The sequence below is a fragment of the Streptomyces sp. NPDC037301 genome (assembly GCF_055602785.1).
On the sequence record NZ_JBVJWD010000008.1, the window covers coordinates 1 to 17,593 of the forward strand.

14 protein-coding genes and 3 pseudogenes are annotated in these 17,593 nt (G+C 70.6%); 5 read left to right on the forward strand and 12 right to left on the reverse strand.

Annotated features, from left to right (window positions below; translation table 11 throughout):
* Window positions 1–163: 163 nt before the first annotated feature.
* Window positions 164–643, reverse strand: a pseudogene (locus tag ACZ7IB_RS15245) (lamin tail domain-containing protein); the annotation flags it as partial.
* A 524-nt stretch (window positions 644–1,167) separates the two neighbouring features.
* Here ACZ7IB_RS15245 and ACZ7IB_RS15250 point away from each other — a divergent pair.
* The 3 genes from ACZ7IB_RS15250 to ACZ7IB_RS15260 all read left to right on the forward strand — a co-directional run bounded on the left by ACZ7IB_RS15250 (window position 1,168) and on the right by ACZ7IB_RS15260 (window position 4,016).
* On the forward strand, window positions 1,168–1,296 hold the full coding sequence (locus tag ACZ7IB_RS15250) for a hypothetical protein (RefSeq protein ID WP_470912936.1): 129 nt from the start codon (window positions 1,168–1,170) through the stop codon (window positions 1,294–1,296).
* A 60-nt stretch (window positions 1,297–1,356) separates the two neighbouring features.
* Window positions 1,357–3,060: an acyl-CoA dehydrogenase family protein gene (locus ACZ7IB_RS15255; protein ID WP_470912937.1), complete on the forward strand. Its 1,704-nt coding sequence runs from the start codon at window positions 1,357–1,359 to the stop codon at window positions 3,058–3,060.
* Window positions 3,061–3,527: 467 nt separating this feature from the next.
* Complete coding sequence (locus tag ACZ7IB_RS15260) at window positions 3,528–4,016, forward strand: helix-turn-helix domain-containing protein (RefSeq protein WP_470912938.1); 489 nt, start codon at window positions 3,528–3,530, stop codon at window positions 4,014–4,016.
* On the opposite strand, the pseudogene ACZ7IB_RS15265 reads toward ACZ7IB_RS15260, so the two are convergent.
* The 9 genes and pseudogenes from ACZ7IB_RS15265 to ACZ7IB_RS15305 form a co-directional block, all read right to left on the reverse strand.
* A pseudogene (locus ACZ7IB_RS15265) lies at window positions 4,013–4,634 on the reverse strand (DUF6629 family protein). The gene ACZ7IB_RS15260 and the pseudogene ACZ7IB_RS15265 sit on opposite strands and share 4 nt — an antisense overlap.
* 50 nt (window positions 4,635–4,684) lie before the next feature.
* On the reverse strand, window positions 4,685–5,449 hold the full coding sequence (locus ACZ7IB_RS15270; protein ID WP_470912939.1) for an SRPBCC family protein: 765 nt from the start codon (window positions 5,447–5,449) through the stop codon (window positions 4,685–4,687).
* A 51-nt stretch (window positions 5,450–5,500) separates the two neighbouring features.
* Window positions 5,501–6,613, reverse strand: a complete 1,113-nt coding sequence (locus ACZ7IB_RS15275; RefSeq protein WP_470912940.1) for an XdhC family protein — start codon at window positions 6,611–6,613, stop codon at window positions 5,501–5,503.
* On the reverse strand, window positions 6,606–7,754 hold the full coding sequence (locus ACZ7IB_RS15280; RefSeq protein WP_470912941.1) for a vWA domain-containing protein: 1,149 nt from the start codon (window positions 7,752–7,754) through the stop codon (window positions 6,606–6,608). The genes ACZ7IB_RS15275 and ACZ7IB_RS15280 overlap by 8 nt, the downstream gene beginning before the upstream one ends.
* Window positions 7,755–7,757: 3 nt before the next feature.
* Window positions 7,758–8,675, reverse strand: a complete 918-nt coding sequence (locus ACZ7IB_RS15285; RefSeq protein WP_470912942.1) for an AAA family ATPase — start codon at window positions 8,673–8,675, stop codon at window positions 7,758–7,760.
* A 3-nt stretch (window positions 8,676–8,678) separates the two neighbouring features.
* The gene (locus ACZ7IB_RS15290; protein ID WP_470912943.1) at window positions 8,679–9,542 is read right to left on the reverse strand and encodes an FAD binding domain-containing protein; all 864 of its coding nucleotides are present in this window, start codon (window positions 9,540–9,542) and stop codon (window positions 8,679–8,681) included.
* Window positions 9,539–11,926 carry a xanthine dehydrogenase family protein molybdopterin-binding subunit gene (locus tag ACZ7IB_RS15295; protein ID WP_470912944.1) on the reverse strand — a complete coding sequence of 796 codons (2,388 nt, stop codon included), beginning with the start codon at window positions 11,924–11,926 and terminating at the stop codon, window positions 9,539–9,541. The genes ACZ7IB_RS15290 and ACZ7IB_RS15295 overlap by 4 nt, the downstream gene beginning before the upstream one ends.
* On the reverse strand, window positions 11,923–12,480 hold the full coding sequence (locus ACZ7IB_RS15300) for a (2Fe-2S)-binding protein (RefSeq protein WP_470912945.1): 558 nt from the start codon (window positions 12,478–12,480) through the stop codon (window positions 11,923–11,925). The genes ACZ7IB_RS15295 and ACZ7IB_RS15300 overlap by 4 nt, the downstream gene beginning before the upstream one ends.
* Window positions 12,481–12,496: 16 nt before the next feature.
* On the reverse strand, window positions 12,497–12,796 hold the full coding sequence (locus tag ACZ7IB_RS15305) for a DUF1876 domain-containing protein (protein WP_114242894.1): 300 nt from the start codon (window positions 12,794–12,796) through the stop codon (window positions 12,497–12,499).
* Window positions 12,797–13,005: 209 nt separating this feature from the next.
* Between ACZ7IB_RS15305 and ACZ7IB_RS15310 the strand changes: the two are divergent.
* A pseudogene (locus tag ACZ7IB_RS15310) lies at window positions 13,006–13,098 on the forward strand (serine/threonine-protein phosphatase); the annotation flags it as partial.
* 193 nt (window positions 13,099–13,291) lie between these two features.
* Here the strand turns inward: ACZ7IB_RS15310 and ACZ7IB_RS15315 are convergent.
* Complete coding sequence (locus ACZ7IB_RS15315) at window positions 13,292–14,548, reverse strand: FAD-binding protein (protein ID WP_470912946.1); 1,257 nt, start codon at window positions 14,546–14,548, stop codon at window positions 13,292–13,294.
* Between the two features lie 335 nt (window positions 14,549–14,883).
* Here ACZ7IB_RS15315 and ACZ7IB_RS15320 point away from each other — a divergent pair, with 335 nt between their 5' ends.
* Window positions 14,884–16,431, forward strand: coding sequence for a sugar transferase (locus tag ACZ7IB_RS15320; protein WP_470912947.1), 1,548 nt, complete (start codon window positions 14,884–14,886; stop codon window positions 16,429–16,431).
* A 114-nt stretch (window positions 16,432–16,545) separates the two neighbouring features.
* Here ACZ7IB_RS15320 and ACZ7IB_RS15325 read toward each other — a convergent pair whose 3' ends face one another.
* On the reverse strand, window positions 16,546–17,529 hold the full coding sequence (locus ACZ7IB_RS15325) for a GDP-L-fucose synthase family protein (protein WP_470912948.1): 984 nt from the start codon (window positions 17,527–17,529) through the stop codon (window positions 16,546–16,548).
* Window positions 17,530–17,593 lie beyond the last annotated feature (64 nt).

Consider the following 17,593-nt stretch of genomic DNA (forward strand, 5'->3'; position numbering starts at 1 on the left):
CCCGGCCATCGCGGTCCCGGTCGTGGCGGTCCCGGCCATCGCGGTCCCGGTCGTGGCGGTCCCGGCCATCGCGGTCCCGGTCGTGGCGGTCCCGGCCATCGCGGTCCCGGTCGTGGCGGTCCCGGCCATCGCGGTCCCGGTCGTGGCGGTCCCGGTCACGGTCGCGGCCCCAGGACTTCGAGTCGATCCTGCGGCCGTACGCGTCCCGCAGAGTCGCCGTGTCGCTGGCGTCCCATACGTGGTTGCGAAGGTCCTGGTAGACGTCGCGGCTGGTGTCGCGGCCGACTCCGGTGTGCACACGCACCGATGAGCGGCCGGCCAGCCGCAGGTCGAACCGGTAGGTGCGGCGGCTCTCGTCGCTCAGAGTCCAGCCGCGGAGGTTGACCGAGTGACGGCCGGTGTTGGTGACGGTGACCCATTCACCGTTGAGGCTGTAGTTGGAGCCGTTGTCGTACCCGGGGCTGTTGTACTGGATCGCGCCCAGGACCACGGACGAACGTGGATCGGTCTGGGTGTGGCCGTGACCGCGGTCGCGACCGATCCCGTGGTCGTGTTCGTCTGCGATCGCCGGCAGTGCGGCGGCGGCCACCAGTGCGCCGGAGGCGAGAACGGTAGCGGTGAGCCGCCGTGCGGAACGGGACATGAAGACCCCTCAGATGCGGGCCCGGACCGTGCGGTCCGAGCGTTGTTCGGTCTCGGCCTGTTGCCGAGAACGCACACTGTGGCCCGATTGCCCGAGTCGCGAAAGACGCACCGATACACGTTACGAAGTACGGACATTTCCGTCACACGCGTCTGTAACCGGCACACATCCGACCCTCCGAGTACCTGCCAACCCCTGCCTGCTGCACCCATCCGCGCGACACCGAACCGATGCAGTCAGTGGCGGCATCCCACACCCGGCGCACACCCACGCACCCCCTGCGCGACCGGTCCGGGAAATCCGTAACAACCACCGTCCGCACAGCCTTGAACACCCGTTCCCTTACTTAAGGAAAGAAGAACGACAGTTCTACTGCGGCGCCATTGCGCCGCGAGAACAACAGTGATTGAGTGACAGAGGAAGATATGAATTGAGGTTCAGAACATCGTTGACGCGCCCTCACCGAGTCGGCCATCGCCGCGGGTGGGCTGCCTGCGGCGAATGCACAGCTGTCGGCCGCCGCCGTGATCGGGGCGGTCGGCGAGGCACTTCTCGGCCCGTTGTCTCCGGTCGGCGAGCGGACCGGCCCGGGACCGGTCGTGGAGGGCATCGCCACGCTGTGCCTCAGAGCCGCCGTAGCCGACGGCACCTGATCGCGAGCCGCACACCGCCGCACCCACTCCCCCGCCCATCGACCAGGACAGGAACCCGCGATGACCGTCACCCCGCACCGGACCGACGTTCGGCCCGAGGCCCCCGCGCCGCACCCCACCCATGCGGTCACCAACCAGGCCCCGCCCCGGACCGGCCTCGACGAGTACGGCACCAATCTGCCGCTCGCACTGGCCGTCCGGACGTTCGGCGCGGCCTGGCACGAGCCGGAGCTGCACGACATCGGCAACCTGGTCGGTTCCGCGCGGTTCCAGATCAGTGCGGAGCTCGCCCACACCTCCCCGCCCGTCCTGCACACCCATGACCGTTACGGCAACCGCGTCGACGAGATCGAGTTCCACCCCGCGTACCACGAGGTCATCGGCGCGGCGGTGAGTCATGGCACGCACACCGCGGGCTGGGCCGACCCGAAACCCGGAGCAGCGGTGGCGCGGGCGGCTTCGTTCATGCTGTTCGCCCAGATCGAGCCCGGCCACGCCTGCCCGATGTCCATGTCGCATGCCGTGGTCCCGGTACTGCAGCGCGATCCGGACGTGGGACGGGACTGGCTGCCCGGCCTGCTCAGCCGTTCCTACGACCCGCGGCTGATCGCCCCAGGCAGCAAGTCCGGGCTGACCTTCGGCATGGGGATGACGGAGAAGCAGGGCGGCTCCGACGTCCGCGCCAACACCACGCGGGCCGTCCCGCTGCCCTCCGACCCCGAGGGCCGGGCCCATCTGCTCACCGGCCACAAGTGGTTCCTCTCGGCCCCGCGGTCGGACGCCTTCCTGGTCCTGGCCCGGGCCGAGGCCGGGCTCACCTGCTTCCTCGTACCGCGGGTACTGGCCGACGGCACCCGTAACACCGTTCGTATCCAGCGGCTGAAGAACAAGCTCGGCAACAAGTCGAACGCCTCCTCCGAGGTGGAGTTCGACGGCACCTGGGCGGTACGGGTCGGCGAGCCCGGCCGCGGCGTCCCCACCATCATCGAGATGGTCAACCACACCCGGCTCGACTGTGTGCTCGGCACCACCGCCGGCATGCGCCAGTCGGTGTCCGAGGCGATCTGGCACGCGCACCACCGCAGCGCGTTCGGTGCCCGGCTGGTCGACCAGCCGGCCATGACGGCGGTCCTTGCCGATCTGGCGCTGGAGACGGAGGCCGCGACCTGGACCTCACTGCGCCTGGCCCATGCCTACGAGGCCGACAGCGGCGAGTCCGAGGCGATGTTCCGGCGGCTGGCCACCGCGGTGTCCAAGTACTGGATCTGCAAGCGCGGCCCGCACCACGCCTACGAAGCGCTGGAGTGTCTGGGCGGCAACGGCTACACCGAGGACTGGCCGTTGGCCCGGCGCTACCGCGAGCAGCCGGTGATGGCGGTGTGGGAGGGCTCCGGAAACGTCATCGCCCTCGATGTGCTGCGGGGCATCGTCAGGACCCCGCAGTCGCTGGACGCCTTCTGGGCCGAGCTGGAGACCACGGCCGGTGCCAGTTCCGTACTGGACGCACACATCCGTCGGGTGCGCCAGGAGTTGGCCGAGGACCTGCGCGACCCGCTGGCCGCGCAGACCCGCGCGCGGGCGACCGTCGAGGGCATGGCGCTGGCTCTGCAGTCCTCGCTGATGCTGCGTCACGCTCCCGCGGCGACAGCCGAAGCGTTCGTCGCCGCCCGGCTCGGCGAGGCCCGTGGCCATCAGTACGGCATCCTGCCGCGCGGCACCGATGCCGCGGCAATCGTGGAGCGGCACTTCGGCGGGACCATCTGAGGCAGTCACCGCCGCCGATCCCCCGGTGCGGCAACGACGGACGGGCAGAGGCCGAAGAAAGCCCCCGCCCGCCCGTCGTCGTACGGCATATCCGCCGACATGGGCGTTAGGTTGGCTCCCATGGAGTCGAGACCCCGCACGCTGTGGCTGCGCACCGAACCGTTCCTGGGCAGTGAACATAAGTTGCACTGGCACGCCCCGAACGGTCTTGGGCGCACTGGTCCTCCGCTTTCGCGTCCTGGGCGGCGACGCATATCCCGTATGCGGTCCGTCCCGGGTGGGCGGAATTCCTGCGACCTGGCCATGTGGGTGTGGCCAGAGGCGACGGGGAAGCCCCGAACCATCACTCCGGTGATACGGGGGCCCCGACTGCTGACGCCACACCCGGCGTCCCAGATCGCGTCACACATTACGGACATCCGCCAGGCGCGCCCACGAAAGGTCGCGTCGTTCACTCAATCGTGCCCATGTTCGCCAAAACGAGGAACCGGACCAGCAGTTGTGAGCCCCTCCACCCAGTGATCTACTTCGACGAGGAGTGCCGGGGCATCTGCCGGTCCGTGGGCCTCATCCGGGGCGACGCGCACGCCGCCGCCCTTGCCGACCATGGTCTCGACTCCCCCGAGGCGCTCGTTCTCACCGCCGCCACCGACCGTGTTCCGCGCGAGGGCATCCAGCTCGACCGGGGCTGGAGCGACATGGAGTGGGCGGCTGCCGAGGAACGGCTGCGCTCCCGCGGGCTGATCGACGCGGAATCGGCTGTCACGCCGCGCGGTCGTGAGGAACGGGACCTGATCGAGGACACCACCGACCGGCTGGCCGCCCGGCTGCTGCGCCCCCTCACCGACAGCATGGTGGACGCGCTGCTCGCCGCTCTGGAGCTGCCGACCCGGCAGGTGCTGGCGGCTGGGCTGCTGCCGTTCCCGAACCCGATCGGCCTGCCCCGGTCCGTCTAGACGAACTGCTCCGCAGGGCGTCGGCGGGTCCAGCCGAGCAGGATCACCGAGCACACCGCCGCGAAGGCGCACCAGGTCGAGACGGACTCCAGCCGCCAAAGGGCCGCACAGACGGCGGCCCCGACCGCGACCAGCACACCGAGCCATCGCAGCAGGCGGTCCCCGGCCAGGAGCAGTGAGCCCACCGTGGCCAGGAGGTACCCGCCGACGAGCAGCCCGGAGCCGTGTAGGTCGAAGGCGTAGCCGAGGGTGTGCCCGCGGATCTCTGCGGTCACGGGACGGGTCGCCAGCAGTACGCGAGCGCCGCGACGGTCGCGATTCCGGCCGCGAGGGGCACCAGCAACGGGCATCGGGCGTGCGGCGGCGCGGCGCACAGCACACCCAGCGGAACCCACAACGGCAGCAGCGGAAGGGCGATGACGGCCCAGGCAAGGGTGGCGGGACCGGTGCCGCCGCCCGAGCGCCAGATCACGGACTCGATGATCTGATGGCCCCGAGGAGCAGCGGCAGCGCCGCCAGCGACAGGTCACGGACCCGGCGCACCTGCGCGACGCACGCCACTCCGGCGGCGGCGATGCAGATGCCCGCAACGAGATCGGCGGTCGCGCTCCAGCACATGGCTCCCGCTGGACCCGGAATCGCGGCTTCGGCCTCTCCCGTGCGCAACGCTACGGCTCTCCCGACAGGCGCCCGCTGTGACACGACCGGCACACTCCGCCGCAGCGGCAGCGGCAGCGGCAGCGGCAGCGGCAGCGGCAGCGGCAACGGCAACGGCTGCGGCAACGGCTGCGGCGGGCGAGGACCACGGCCAGTACCGCGATTGCGACCACGGCAAAGGCTCCCGCCGCGCGTCTGGTCACCGGACCGGCTGCTGTGCGCAGCAGATCGATCGGCTCGGCCTCGCGCATCGGCGTGCTGTCGGACGCGGCGGATTGCGTACCGTCGGCCGCGGAAGCGGCAGTGGCCGGTGCTGTCGTGGACGGTTCTTCCCTTGCCGACAGCTTTTGCGACAGGCAGTCGGCGAACCGGCCGATGAGTTTGTCGCTCACATCGGCCATGACTCCGCGGCCGAACTGGGCCGGCCGCCCGGTGACGGTCAGGTCGGTGGTCACGGCAACGGTCGTCCCTCCGTCGTGATCGGCCAGCGTGCCGGTCACCGTGGCGCTCGCCGTGCCCTGGCCCCGTACTTCGTTGCCCCGGGCGGACAGGACCACGCGGTGGGCCGACTCGTCCTTCTCCAGGAAGGTCGCCGTGCCCCGGTACGTCACGGTGATCGGTCCCACCCGCACCTTCACGGAGCCCTTGATGGTGTCGCCGTCGAACTCCTCCACGGTCGCACCCGGCATGCAGTGCGAGACGCGTTCGATGTCGAGGAGCGCCCGCCAGGCCTCGTCGACCGGGACCGGCACGGTGAATGAGTTCTGCAGCTGCATGGTCTGCTCCTCACACGAATCACAGGGTCACGAATCACAAGGGTCACGAAGTCATACGGAATTCAGCCGCGGCGGGTGGATCGCCCCGACCGTGTCCGCGAGCGGGCTGCCGGTGCCGCCCCAGCGCAGTGCGACGATCTCCGCCGCGATCGAGACGGCCACCTCCTCGGGGGTACGCGCGCCGAGGTCGAGGCCGATGGGCGAGCGCAGCCGGGCCAGTTCTGCTTCGCCGAGACCGGTCTCGCGCAGCCGGGCCAGGCGGTCCTCGTGGGTCCGGCGGCTGCCCATCACGCCGATATACGCGGCCGGGGTGCGCAGGGCCACCTCCAGCAGTGGAACGTCAAACTTCGGGTCGTGGGTGAGTACGCACATCACGGTCCGCCCGTCGATCTCCGTGTCGTTGAGGTACCGGTGCGGCCAGTCGACGACCACCTCCGCACCGTCCGGGAAGCGGCGGGGGTCGGCGAAGGCGGGGCGGGCGTCGCAGACGGTGACTCGGTAGCCGAGGAACGCACCGATCCGGGCCACCGCGGCAGCGAAGTCGATGGCGCCGAAGACCAGCATCCGGGGCGGCGGAGCGAACGACTGGAGGAACACGGTGACGTCGTCCTCGCGCCGTTCGCCGTTGGGGCCGTAGTGCCGCAAGCCGGTTGCGCCTTGGGCGAGTTCCCCACGCGCATCGGCGGTGACGGCGGCGTCGAGGCCGCTCGCGCCCAGCGATCCGGAGACGGTGTCCGGCCAGACGGCGAGGGCGGCGCCGCGCGGGGCGGGTCCGTCGGTCACGGTGGCGACCACCACCGGGCGGTGCCCGGCGACCGATGCGGCGACCTCGCCGAAGGAGGTGTCGTACACCGCCGTCACGGGACGCACGAGGAGGGTGATCTCGCCGCCGCAGGTGAGGCCGACGGCGAAGGCGTCCTCGTCGCTGTAGCCGAAGGTCTGGAGCTGGGCCCGGCCCGTTTCCACGACCTCCTTGGCCAGTTCGAAGACGGCGCCCTCGACGCAGCCGCCCGAGACACTGCCCACGACCTCGTCGTCCGGGCCCACGGCCATCGCCGCGCCGGGGCCGCGCGGTGCGCTGCGGCTGACCGCGACGACGGTGGCGAGCCCGAACGGTTCCCCGGCGGTGTACCAGCGGCTGAGCGCCGGAAGGATCTCACGCATCGGCCACCGCCCCTCGCACCACTGCCGCCAGCCGCTCCAGGGCGGCCAGGCTGTGCCCTTCGACGAAGGCGTCCACGTGTGGCAGCGCCGCCGCCATGCCCGCCGCGAGCGGTGCGTAACCCGGGCGTGCCTTGCGGGGGTTGACCCACACCACGCGGTGCGCCAGCCGGTGCAGTCGGCGCATCTGGGCCGCGAGCAGTGCGGGGTCACCCCGCTCCCAGCCGTCGGAGAGGACGACCACCACCGCTCCCCGTGCGCAGGAGCGCTGCCCCCAGCGGTCGAGGAAGCTTCGCAGCATCTCGCCGAGCCGGGTGCCGCCGCCGCGGTCGGGGACCGCGTCGGCGACCGCGGCCAGTGCCGCGTCCGGATCCCGGTGGGCCATCTCGCGGGTCACCGGGGTCAGCCGGGTGCCGATCGTGAACACTTCGGTGGGTGTGCGAGCCGCCGCGCCGTGTGCTGCGGCGTGTGCGAAGCGCAGCAGGGCATCCGCGTACGGGTCCATGGAGCCGCTGATGTCCAGCAGCAGCACGACCCGTCGCGGCTTGGTGGTGGGGGTACGGTGGCGCAGCCGGGCGGGTTCGCCACCGTGCCGCAGGAATTCGCGCACGGTGCGTCGGGGGTCGACATCGCCGCGTCGGGCCGGGCGCAGCCTGGGGGTGCGGCGCGGCTCGCCGCTCAGCGCGAACGCGGCGAGCAGTCGCCGTAGTTGGGCTCTTTCGGCGGGGGTCAGCTCGGCCATGTCACGGTGGCGCAGGACCTCGGCGGAGCTTGCCAGGGCCGCCGCGGACGGTGTTCGGTCGTCGCCCGTTTTGTCGGTGCCGTCAGACGCGCCGGACGCGGCGGCCGCCACGCGCGGCTGCGGTTTCGGTACGCCCACCGAGCGCATCGGATCGCGGGGTCGCGGGCGCCGGTCGAAGCAGGCGGCGAATACGCGGTCGTACCGTTCCAGGTCGTCCCGGCTGCCGCACAGGGTGAGACGGCCCGCCCAGTAGACGTCGGAGCGGAATGCGGGGCGCAGCAGACCGAGCGCGCCCAGGAACGCCTGTGTACGGTCGGGGCCGGTGGCGACTCCGGCCGCGCGCAACGCCCGGGTGAGCCCGACGGCGACGGCGGTCGCATCGATGGCGGGTGCGGTGGGCACGGCTCACGCTCCCCTCGCCGCGAGGACCGCGGACAGATCGAGGGAGCGGGCGCGTTCCGAGTCCTCCCTGTACTTCAGCACCGAGCCGAGCGTGGCGAAGGCCAGCTCCGCGTCCAGTTCGGTGGCACCCAGCGCGTCGAGGGCCTCGGCCCAGTCGATGGTTTCGGCCACTCCGGGCGGCTTGAGCAGATGCTGGGTGTGCAACTTCTGCACCACGGCGGTGGCTTGTGTGGCGAGACGGGCGGTCACCTGCGGCTGGCGGCTGCGGACGATCGCGAGTTCGCGGTCGAAGTCCGGGTGGTCGAACCAGTGGTACAGGCAGCGCCGTTTCAATGCGTCGTGGACTTCCCGGGTGCGGTTGGACGTCAGTACGACGACGGGGGGCGACTGGGCGCGCAGGGTGCCCAGCTCCGGGACCGTGACCGTGTAATCGGAGAGGAGTTCCAGCAGAAATGCCTCGAACTCGTCGTCCGACCGGTCGACTTCGTCGACGAGCAGGACCGACGGCTGGGTCTCCACCGCCTGCAGCAGCGGGCGTGCGACCAGGAAGCGTCTGCTGTACAACTCGCTCTCCAGCCGGTCCGGCTCGGTGACCCCGTCGGCTTGGGCGGCCCGCAGGTGAAGCAGCTGGCGCGGGAAGTCCCAGTCGTACAGGGCCTGGGAGGCGTCGATGCCCTCGTAGCACTGGAGGCGGATCAGGGGGGCGTGAAGGACTTTCGCTAGGGCCGGGGCGAGTGCGGTCTTGCCCACGCCCGCGTCGCCCTCGCAGAACAGCGGCCGGTGCAGCCTGAGCGCCAGGAAGCAGGCGATGGCGAGCCCTTCGTCGACGAGGTAGCCCGTTTCCTCCAGGCGGGCGCGCAGTTCGCCCGGCCCGTCCCCCGGCCCGTCGGCTCCGATCACCCAGTTCGCCGGGCTCGTCACCTGTCACTCCATCCCGGCCGCAGCCAGCACCGCACGCCGGGTCAGCACCCGTACGAGGTGTTCGCGGTACTCGGGTGAGGCCGACAGGTCGGAAGCCGGGTGAGTTCCCTCAGCCGCGGCTTCGGCAGCCCGCGCCACGGCGGCCGGTCCGGCCTCCGCGCCGGTGAGCGCCTGCTCGGTGGCGCTCGCGCGCAGTGGCGTGGTGCCCATGTTGGTCAGGCCGATGCGGGCCTCGGCGATGTGGCCGTCGTCGCGTCGTACGAGCGCCGCGATGCCGACGACCGCCCAGCCCTGGGCGACCCGGCTGAACTTCTCGTAGTGGAAACCCCAGCCGTCGGTCCTCGGCACCCGGATCTCCTCCAGCACCTCGTCCCCCGTCAGGGCGGTCTGCAGATAGTCGACGAAGAAGTCGCGTGCCGGGATGGTACGTCGGCCCTGCAGCCCCGCGGCCACCATCTCGCCGTCGAGGGCGAGAAGCACCGCCGGGAGGTCGCCGGCCGGGTCGGCGTGGGAGAGCGAACCGCCGAGTGTGCCTCGGTGCCGTACGGCGGGGTCGGCGACGGTCTCGGTGGCGGCGGCCAGCAGTCCGGCGTGGCGGCGCACCAACGAGTTGTGGATGACGTCGTGGTGGGTCGTCATGGCTCCGATCACGAGCGATCCGGTGTCGGTGTCCTCACGGACGCCGCGGAGCTCCGGGATCCGCCCGAGGTCGACGAGGAGTTCGGGGAAGGCGAGGCGCAGCCGCAGGATGGGGATCAGGCTCTGTCCGCCCGCCAGGACCTTCGCGTCCTCGCCGCCGTCGTGCAGCGTTCGTACCGCCTCGTCGAGGGTCTGCGGCCGTGCATAGTCGAATGCGGCGGGGATCATGCCGTCGCCTCCTCGGCCCGTGCGTCCGTGACCGCCTGCCAGATCCGCTGCGGTGTGCACGGCATGGCCACGTCCTTCACGCCGAGCGGCCGCAGTGCGTCCACGACCGCGTTGACGACGGCGGGGGTGGACGCGATGGTCCCGGCCTCGCCGACTCCCTTGACCCCGAGGGCGTTCGATGTCGCCGGGGTCTCGGTGCGGTCCGTGACGAAGTCCGGCAGGTCCGGTGCTGAGGGCACCAGGTAGTCCGCCATCGTTCCGGAGACCAGGTTGCCCTCGGAGTCGTACACCGCCTCCTCGTAGAGCGCCTGGGCAATGCCCTGCGCCAGGCCGCCGTGGATCTGGCCCTGAACGATCACCGGGTTGATCACCTTCCCGATGTCGTCGACACAGACATAGCTGCGGATCCGGGCGCGGCCGGTCTCGGTGTCGACCTCGATCGCGCACAGGTGGGTGCCGTGCGGGAACGAGAAGTTGTCGGGGTCGACCAGGTGCTCGGCATTGATCGTCGGTTCCAGTCCGTCGGGCAGGTCGTGGGAGGAGAACGTCGCAAAGGCCACTTCCTGGATGGTTTTCGTCGCCTCCGGCGATCCCTTCACCGCGAAGGTGCCGCCGGAGAACTCCAGGTCGGCCTCGTTCGCCTCCAGCAGGTGTGCGGCGACCCTGCGGGCCTTGGCCACCACCTTCAGCGCGGCATGGTGGACGGCCAGACCGCCCACCACGAGCGAACGGGAGCCGTAGGTGTCCATGCCCTGCGGTACCGCCCTGGTGTCGCCGTGCACCACTTCGATGTCGTCGAAGGGCACGCCGAGCACATCGGCGGCGATCTGGCTCCAGCAGGTGGCGTGGCCCTGCCCGTGCGGGCTGGTGCCGGTGGTGACCTCGACCTTTCCCGTGGGCAGCATGCGGATGGTGGCTGCCTCCCAGCCCCCGGCGGCGTACCGCAGATCACGCAGGACCCGGCTGGGCGCGAGGCCGCACATCTCGGTGAAGGTGGAGATGCCGATGCCGAGCCGTACCGGGTCGTTCCGTGCGTTGCGCTCGCGCTGCTCGGTGCGCAGGCCGTCGTAGCCGAAGAGGGCGAGTGCGCGGTCGGTGGCCGCTTCGTAGTTGCCGCTGTCGTAGGTGAGTCCGGCGACGGAGGTGTACGGGAACTCGTCGTGCCCGATCCAGTTGCGGCGGCGCAACTCGATGGGGTCCAGGTCCAGTTCGGCCGCGAGTTCGTCCATGGTCCGCTCGATCGCGAACGTCGCTTCGGGGCGGCCGGCGCCGCGGTAGGCGTCGGTCGGTGTTCTGGTGGTGAAGACGCCGGTGCAGTGGAACGTGTATGCGTTCATCTTGTAGATCCCCGGGTACATGAACGCGCCGAGCAGCGGAGTGCCGGGGGTGATCAGCATCAGGTACGCGCCCATGTCGGCGAGCAGGCCGACGCTCAGGCCGAGGATCCGCCCGTCACCGGTTGCCGCGATCTCGATGTCCTGGATCTGGCCGCGGCCGTGATGGGTGGCCTGGTACCCCTCGGAGCGGGACTCGGTCCATTTGACGGGCCGGCCGAGCTTCCTGGCCAGTGTGAGGGCGACGGCCTCCTCCCCGTACACCTGGAGCTTGGACCCGAAGCCGCCGCCGACGTCCGGGGCGATCACCCGCAGTTTCTGTTCGGGGATCTCGGTGACCATGGACAGGATGACCCGGGCCACGTGCGGGACCTGGGTCGAGGAGTACAGGGTGTATTCGTCGGAGGCCGTGGGCGGCGCGGCGACGACGGCTCTGGGTTCCATGGCATTGGGAATGAGGCGCTGCTGGGTGTAGCGGCGGTGGAGTACGACGTCGGCGCGGGCCTTCTCCGCTGCGTAGTCGCCCGTGGCGAGCGGCCAGGTGTAGCAGCGGTTGGTGCCCTTGTCGGCATGGACCAGCGTGGCGTCGTCGGCCAGTGCGGATTCCAGGTCGAGGACGGGCGGCAGGGGTGTGTAGTCGACCTCCACGGCCTCCAGAGCGTCCGCGGCGGCATACCGGTCGCGGGCGATCACCAGGGCGACGGGGTCACCGACGTACCTGACCTCGTCGACGGCGAGTGCCGGGTGGTCGGGCATGACGATGTCCTCCGTCACGGGCCATACGCAGGGCATGGGGCCGAGTTCACCGGCCAGGTCGCGGCCGGTGAAGGCGGCAACCACCCCAGGACGTTCCAGCGCGGGCGACACATCGACCCGGTCGATGTGCGCGTGGGCCATGGGGCTGCGCAGGATCGCCAGGTGCAGCAGGCGCGGCACGGTGATGTTGTCGGTCCAGGTGGTACGGCCGGTGACGAGGCGGGCGTCCTCCTTGCGCATCCGGGAGCGGCCGACCTCGGGGCGGGATTCCCCGGTGGTTATCAGGCCGGTCATGTCCGGGCCTCCTGCCCGGCGCCCATCGGGGCCGCGCCGCTCCTCGGCATCGGCCGGCCGGTGTCCGAGGGCTGGGGCGCGAGGGCGCGGCGGCGCTCCTCGGCGGCCGCTGCCAGGACCGCGCGCACGATGTTCTGGTAGCCGGTGCACCGGCAGAGATTGCCCTCGAGCCCGTGACGGACCTCCTCCGCAGTGGGGCCGGGGTTCTCCTTGAGCAGGTCCCTGGCCGCCATGATCATGCCGGGGGTGCAGTAGCCGCACTGCAGCGCGTGCTGTTCGTGGAAGGCGGTCTGCAGCGGTGTCCATTCTCCATCGGAGTCGAGCCCCTGGACGGTCGTCACTTCGCCGCCGTCGGCCTGCACGGCCAGTACGGAGCAGCTCTTGACACTGTCGCCGTCGAGTTCGACGGTGCACGCCCCGCAGTTGCTGGTGTCGCAGCCGACGGGCGTGCCGGTGAGCCCCAGGTGGTCTCGGAGGTAGTGGACCAGCAGCAGCCGGGGCTCGACCTCGTCCTCGTACCTCGTGCCGTCCACCGTCATCGAGATGCGGGTCATATGCCCTCCCCAGAGCTCAGGCCGTGGTGTCGGACCATGCGTACGGCGGTGCGACCGGCCCGCTCGCGGGTCCGGCTCCGACCGTTTCCAGTTCATGGTCGGCGGCCTTCATCAACTGCGCGGCAACGTCCTTCATGGCGCGGCTCGCCGCGAGTTCGTCGCCGATGACGGGGACGTCCACGTCCTGCGGGTTGCAGCGGGCGACCCCATGTCCGATGAGCTTTTCGGAGCCGGTGTCCAGTACCGCCTCGGCCCTGGTCGTACCGTCCTCCTCGGACAGACCGACGCGGACCTGCCACTCCAGCGTGCGAGTCATCGCGCACCTCCTGCGACCGCGCCCGGCCTCGGTCCGCCGCCACGACACGGTCCTGTCATCAGGATCCACCCGGCTGGGCCCGTCCGCGCGTTCCGGCTCGTCCTGCGGGGACCACACCGCAGAAATAGGATGCGTGGAGTCACTTCCACCGAGTGCGGAGCAGCCCTTGAAACCGGCGTCGTCCTGCTCGTTCGGCGAGCGCCGGCGAACTGCTCTCCACTCTGCAACAGCTCACCTCACGGGCACGCCGTGAGGTGGAGCTGCATCAGGCACGGGTGGAGCCGGCCATGACGTCGGGGCGGCCGCCTTCATGGGCCGGATCCGCATCGCCATGCGGGCGACGCGATGGGCGTGCTCGTGGTCACCCCGCTGCCTGGTGGAGCATCCGGCCCCGGGAAGTGCGGCCCCCGCCCGGCCGTCCCGGTCCGAGGACGACCTCGACAGCCTCTGACCTCGCTCCCCCCGGGCAGCCGGGACACCGCTGCGGAAGGCCGCTCAGGGGAGGAAGTGGCGCGCCAGGAAATCGTTCCGGAACTTGCCCTCCGGGTCGAACCGGGCCGTCAGCCGCTCAAAGTCGGCGTATTTCCCGTACAGCGTGCGCAGTGTCCCGGGGGTGGTGGTGAACACCTTTCCCCAGTGCGGCCGCGCACCGAACGGTGCCAGGGCCTCCTCGATCGCCCCGAGCACCGGTGTGACGGCGGCCGTGTCCGGCACCCAGGTGAAGTGGAAGGCCACCGAGTCCCTGCCGCCCGCCGGGCTCAGCCACAGATCGTCGCGGGCGACGGTGCGGATCTCGGTGATCTGCAGCAGCGGGGCGATCCGCTCCCGGAGCCGGCCCAGTGCCTCGTACGCCGCAGGCGCGTCCTGTCGGGCCACGAAGTACTCCGACTGCAGTTCGTCCCCGTTGCTGGGGGTGAACTCCAGGCGGAAGTGCGGAAGGCGCCGGTGCCACGGTCCGGCAACGCCCTGCTGGCGGGTGCAGTTCTCGGCCGGCATCCCGGCGATCGGATGGCGCGGCCCGTCCGCGAGCCGCGCGCCGAGCCACTCCTCGGGCGCCCGCTGTGGCCCCTCAGAACCCACCCGCTGCTTGAGCCACACCTGATTGAGCGGCCCCTCATGCCAGTCGGTGAAGACACTGACGCTGTAGGCGGCCGACATCACCTCGTCGAAACTGCCCGTGAGCCGGGACTCAGGCAGATCCTCGTAGACCCACTGCTGTACGTCGAAGGCGGGCACCACGTCCAGCGTCAGCGCGGTCACCACGCCCAGCGCGCCCATGGCCACCACGGCTCCGGGAAAATCCGCGTCGCCACGCCTCAGTGACACGTTCCGGCCGTCGGCCGTGACCATGTCCAGCGCCCGGACGGCCCCCGCAATGGAACTGTTGCCGACTCCCGAACCGTGGGTTCCGGTCGCGCAGGCCCCGGCGACCGAGATGTGCGGCAGCGAACCGAGGTTGTGCAGGGCGTACCCGTTCTCGTGCAGTACGTCGGCGAACTCCCCGAAGCGCAGCCCCGCGGCGACGGTGACCGCCCCTGCCTCCCGGTCGATCTCGACCCTGCGGGGCAGCCCGGCCACCGACACCAGATCGCCGCGGGTGTCGGCGACGGAGTTGAAGGAGTGCCGGGTGCCGAGCGCATGTACCGCGGTCGCGGACATCGTCTCCCGCAGCTCGGCCTCGGAGCGGGGCATACTCAGCCGCCGCGCGCCGAACGTGATGTTTCCGGCCCAGTTCTTCTCCGCGGGAGTCACCGCACGTCCCCACTTTCATTCATGGCCGGGTGTCGCGATCCCGACGGTGCATTTTCCCAGACAAACCTGTTGGTGAGGCGATGCAACTGGTGACGTACATGTCCGCACACCATCCGATTCCGGCACCTTCCAAATACGAACAGTCTCCCGCAGACCAAGAGATCCAGCCCGGAACGGGACGAGTTCCGAGCCAGTGCGCATGTCTGAACTTCACTGGAACTCCAGCGAAATGGCACGTGTGTGGATATCGTGCAGCGAGCGAGGGCGCATCCGTCAGTCCATGGGATCGGCGGATGCGTCCCGTTTGTGGCGGTGCAACTGTGACTGGGGGGTTCATGGGGCATGTCGAGCTACCCGATTCGGACAGATCAGGACCTGTGGGACTGGCGGGGGCGCCTCGTCCACGGACTGCTTCAAATCGGCCTCGCAACAAGGAACTCGACAATCTGTGGAGGGCGCCGACCGTACAGCGCGAACGTTCAGGACCAACCCCGACGAAGAGAAGGACGGGCCGGTGTCTGCCGGTCGTCATCGGGGCCGAACTTGCCGGCCTGGGGATTCCGGCATGGCTCGTGCTGGGGGCCGGAGGGCAGTCGCGGGCCGCGGTCGCCGCGGCCGTGGCCGCGCTTGCATGGTCCGGTGTGCGGGCCGCGCGCGGCCGGTACGCGGACCGGCCGCCGGACGATCCGCCGGGTGTACTGAGCACGGCAGGCGACTGGCTGCTGCTCATCGGCGTACTCGCCGTACTGAGGACCATGACCGGCGATTCGGCCGATCCTGCGACGGCGGTCGTGGCCCTGCTGCCCGGCCTGCTCGTGGGGATTGCGATATGGGGGGTGCGGCAAATGCCCTGGCCGGGGCGGCAGCAGCGGGCGGTCCGGCGGGTACTGGTGGTCGGTGAGGCTCCGGGGGTGGAACGCGCGGTGCAGCTGCTCGATTCCCGCGCGGACCATCCGTACTCGGTCGTGGCCGCCATACCGGTGGGGACCACGCCGCTGGAGTGCGATGTCCAGGTGCCGGGCCGGCTCGCACCGGCACCGGCCGACGACGATGCGTCGACCGTGCTGGGAGGAGCCTTCGCCCATGACGCGGATCTGGCTCTGGTGGTGCCCGGGCCGCAGCTCTCCGAGGAGCGGCTGCGCCGGCTCTTCTGGGGACTGCACGACGGCGGGCTTCCGCTGTCCGTGCTGTCGGAGCTCTCGGGCATCGCGGCCGGCCGGGTACGGCCGTCCGCAGCGGCCGGGCTGACCCTGCTGCACATCGCGCCACCGCTGCGCCAGGGGCCGCAGATGGTCCTGAAGGCCGTGCTGGACCGTACCGGCGCCGCACTCGGTCTGCTGGTTCTGTCACCCCTGCTGCTCCTGATCGGGGCGGCGGTGCGGCTCGGCTCGAACGGGCCGGTCTTCCATCGTCAGGTCCGCCACGGGCAGCACAGCCGGCCGTTCACCATGTGGAAGTTCCGGACGATGGTGGTGGACGCCGAGAGCCACAAGGCTCAGCTGGTGACGGCGAACGAGAACGACGGCCCGATGTTCAAGATGCGCCGCGACCCCCGGGTGACCGGGATCGGCCGTCTGCTGCGCCGGACGTCTCTCGACGAGCTGCCGCAACTGCTCAATGTGCTCCGGGGCGACATGTCACTGGTCGGTCCACGGCCTCCACTGCCGGATGAGGTGTCCCGCTACGACGAACGCGAGCTCCGGAGGCTCGCGGTCAGGCCGGGGCTGACCGGCCTGTGGCAGGTCAGCGGGCGCTCGGACCTGTCCTGGCAGGAGACCGTCTCGCTCGACCTGTGGTACGTCGACAACTGGTCGGTGGCCACGGACATGGGACTCATGGCCCGCACGCTGCGCGCCGTCACCGACGGCCGCGGGGCGTACTGAGTGCGGCGGCCGTCGATGCGAAGAGTGCGAAACCTCCGGCCGTGCGGGGGCGGAGGGAGGGGCGGCCGTCTCGTTGCGACGGCCGGCCCCTGCCGGTCGGCCCGTCGGGTCCGCTCAGACCTGTGCGGTCTGCCGCTCCAGCCACCATGCGTAGGTACGGGCGATCCCGTCGCGCAGTGGAATCTGCGGTGCGAAGCCGAGGGAGGTGAGCCGGGAGACGTCGAGCAGCTTGCGCGGGGTGCCGTCGGGCTTCGACGCGTCCCATTCGACAGACCCCTGGTACTCCGTCACATCACATACCATTTCCGCAAGTTCACGGATCGTCAGATCCTCCCCGCAGCCGACGTTGACGAGCTCGTCACCGTCGTAGCGCTCCAGCAGCAGGAGGCACGCGGCGGCCAGATCGTCGACGTGCAGGAATTCGCGGCGCGGGCTGCCGGAGCCCCAGAGCGTGACCGCGGGCGAGCCGTCGCGTCGCGCCTCATGGAAGCGGCGGATCAGCGCGGGCAGTACGTGCGAGGTCTCCAGGTCGAAGTTGTCGCCCGGGCCGTAGAGGTTGGTGGGCATGGCGCTGATGTACGAGGCGCCGTACTGCCGGCGGTAGGACTGGGTCTGCACGATTCCGGCGATCTTGGCCAGTGCGTATGCCTCGTTCGTCGGCTCCAACCGGCCCGTGAGCAGGGCACTTTCGGGAATCGGCTGTGGGGCGCGCTTGGGGTAGATGCAGGACGAGCCGAGGAAGAGCAGCCGCTCGACCCCGGCGGCATGTGCTCCGGCGATGACGCTCAGCTGGATGCGCAGATTGTCTTCGAGGAACTGGACCGGATACGTGCTGTTGGCCATGATCCCGCCTACCTTGGCGGCGGCCAGCACCACCGCGTCCGGACGGACCTCGCGGAGAAATGCCTCGGTCCGCGCGGCGTCGCGCAGATCGAGGTGATCGCGATCGCGGGTGATCACCTCGTGTCCGGCGGCGGTGAGGCACCGTACCACCGCCGAACCGACCAGACCGCGGTGGCCCGCGACGAATATGCGGGCGCCGGGTCGCAGGAGGGGGCGGACGGATTCCTGGGGAGGGCCGGGGAGATCAGTCGTCATGGCTCGGATTGTGCCAGCAGCCGCAGGCCGCGGTGACGTTTTGCCGCAGATCGCTCAATTCCGA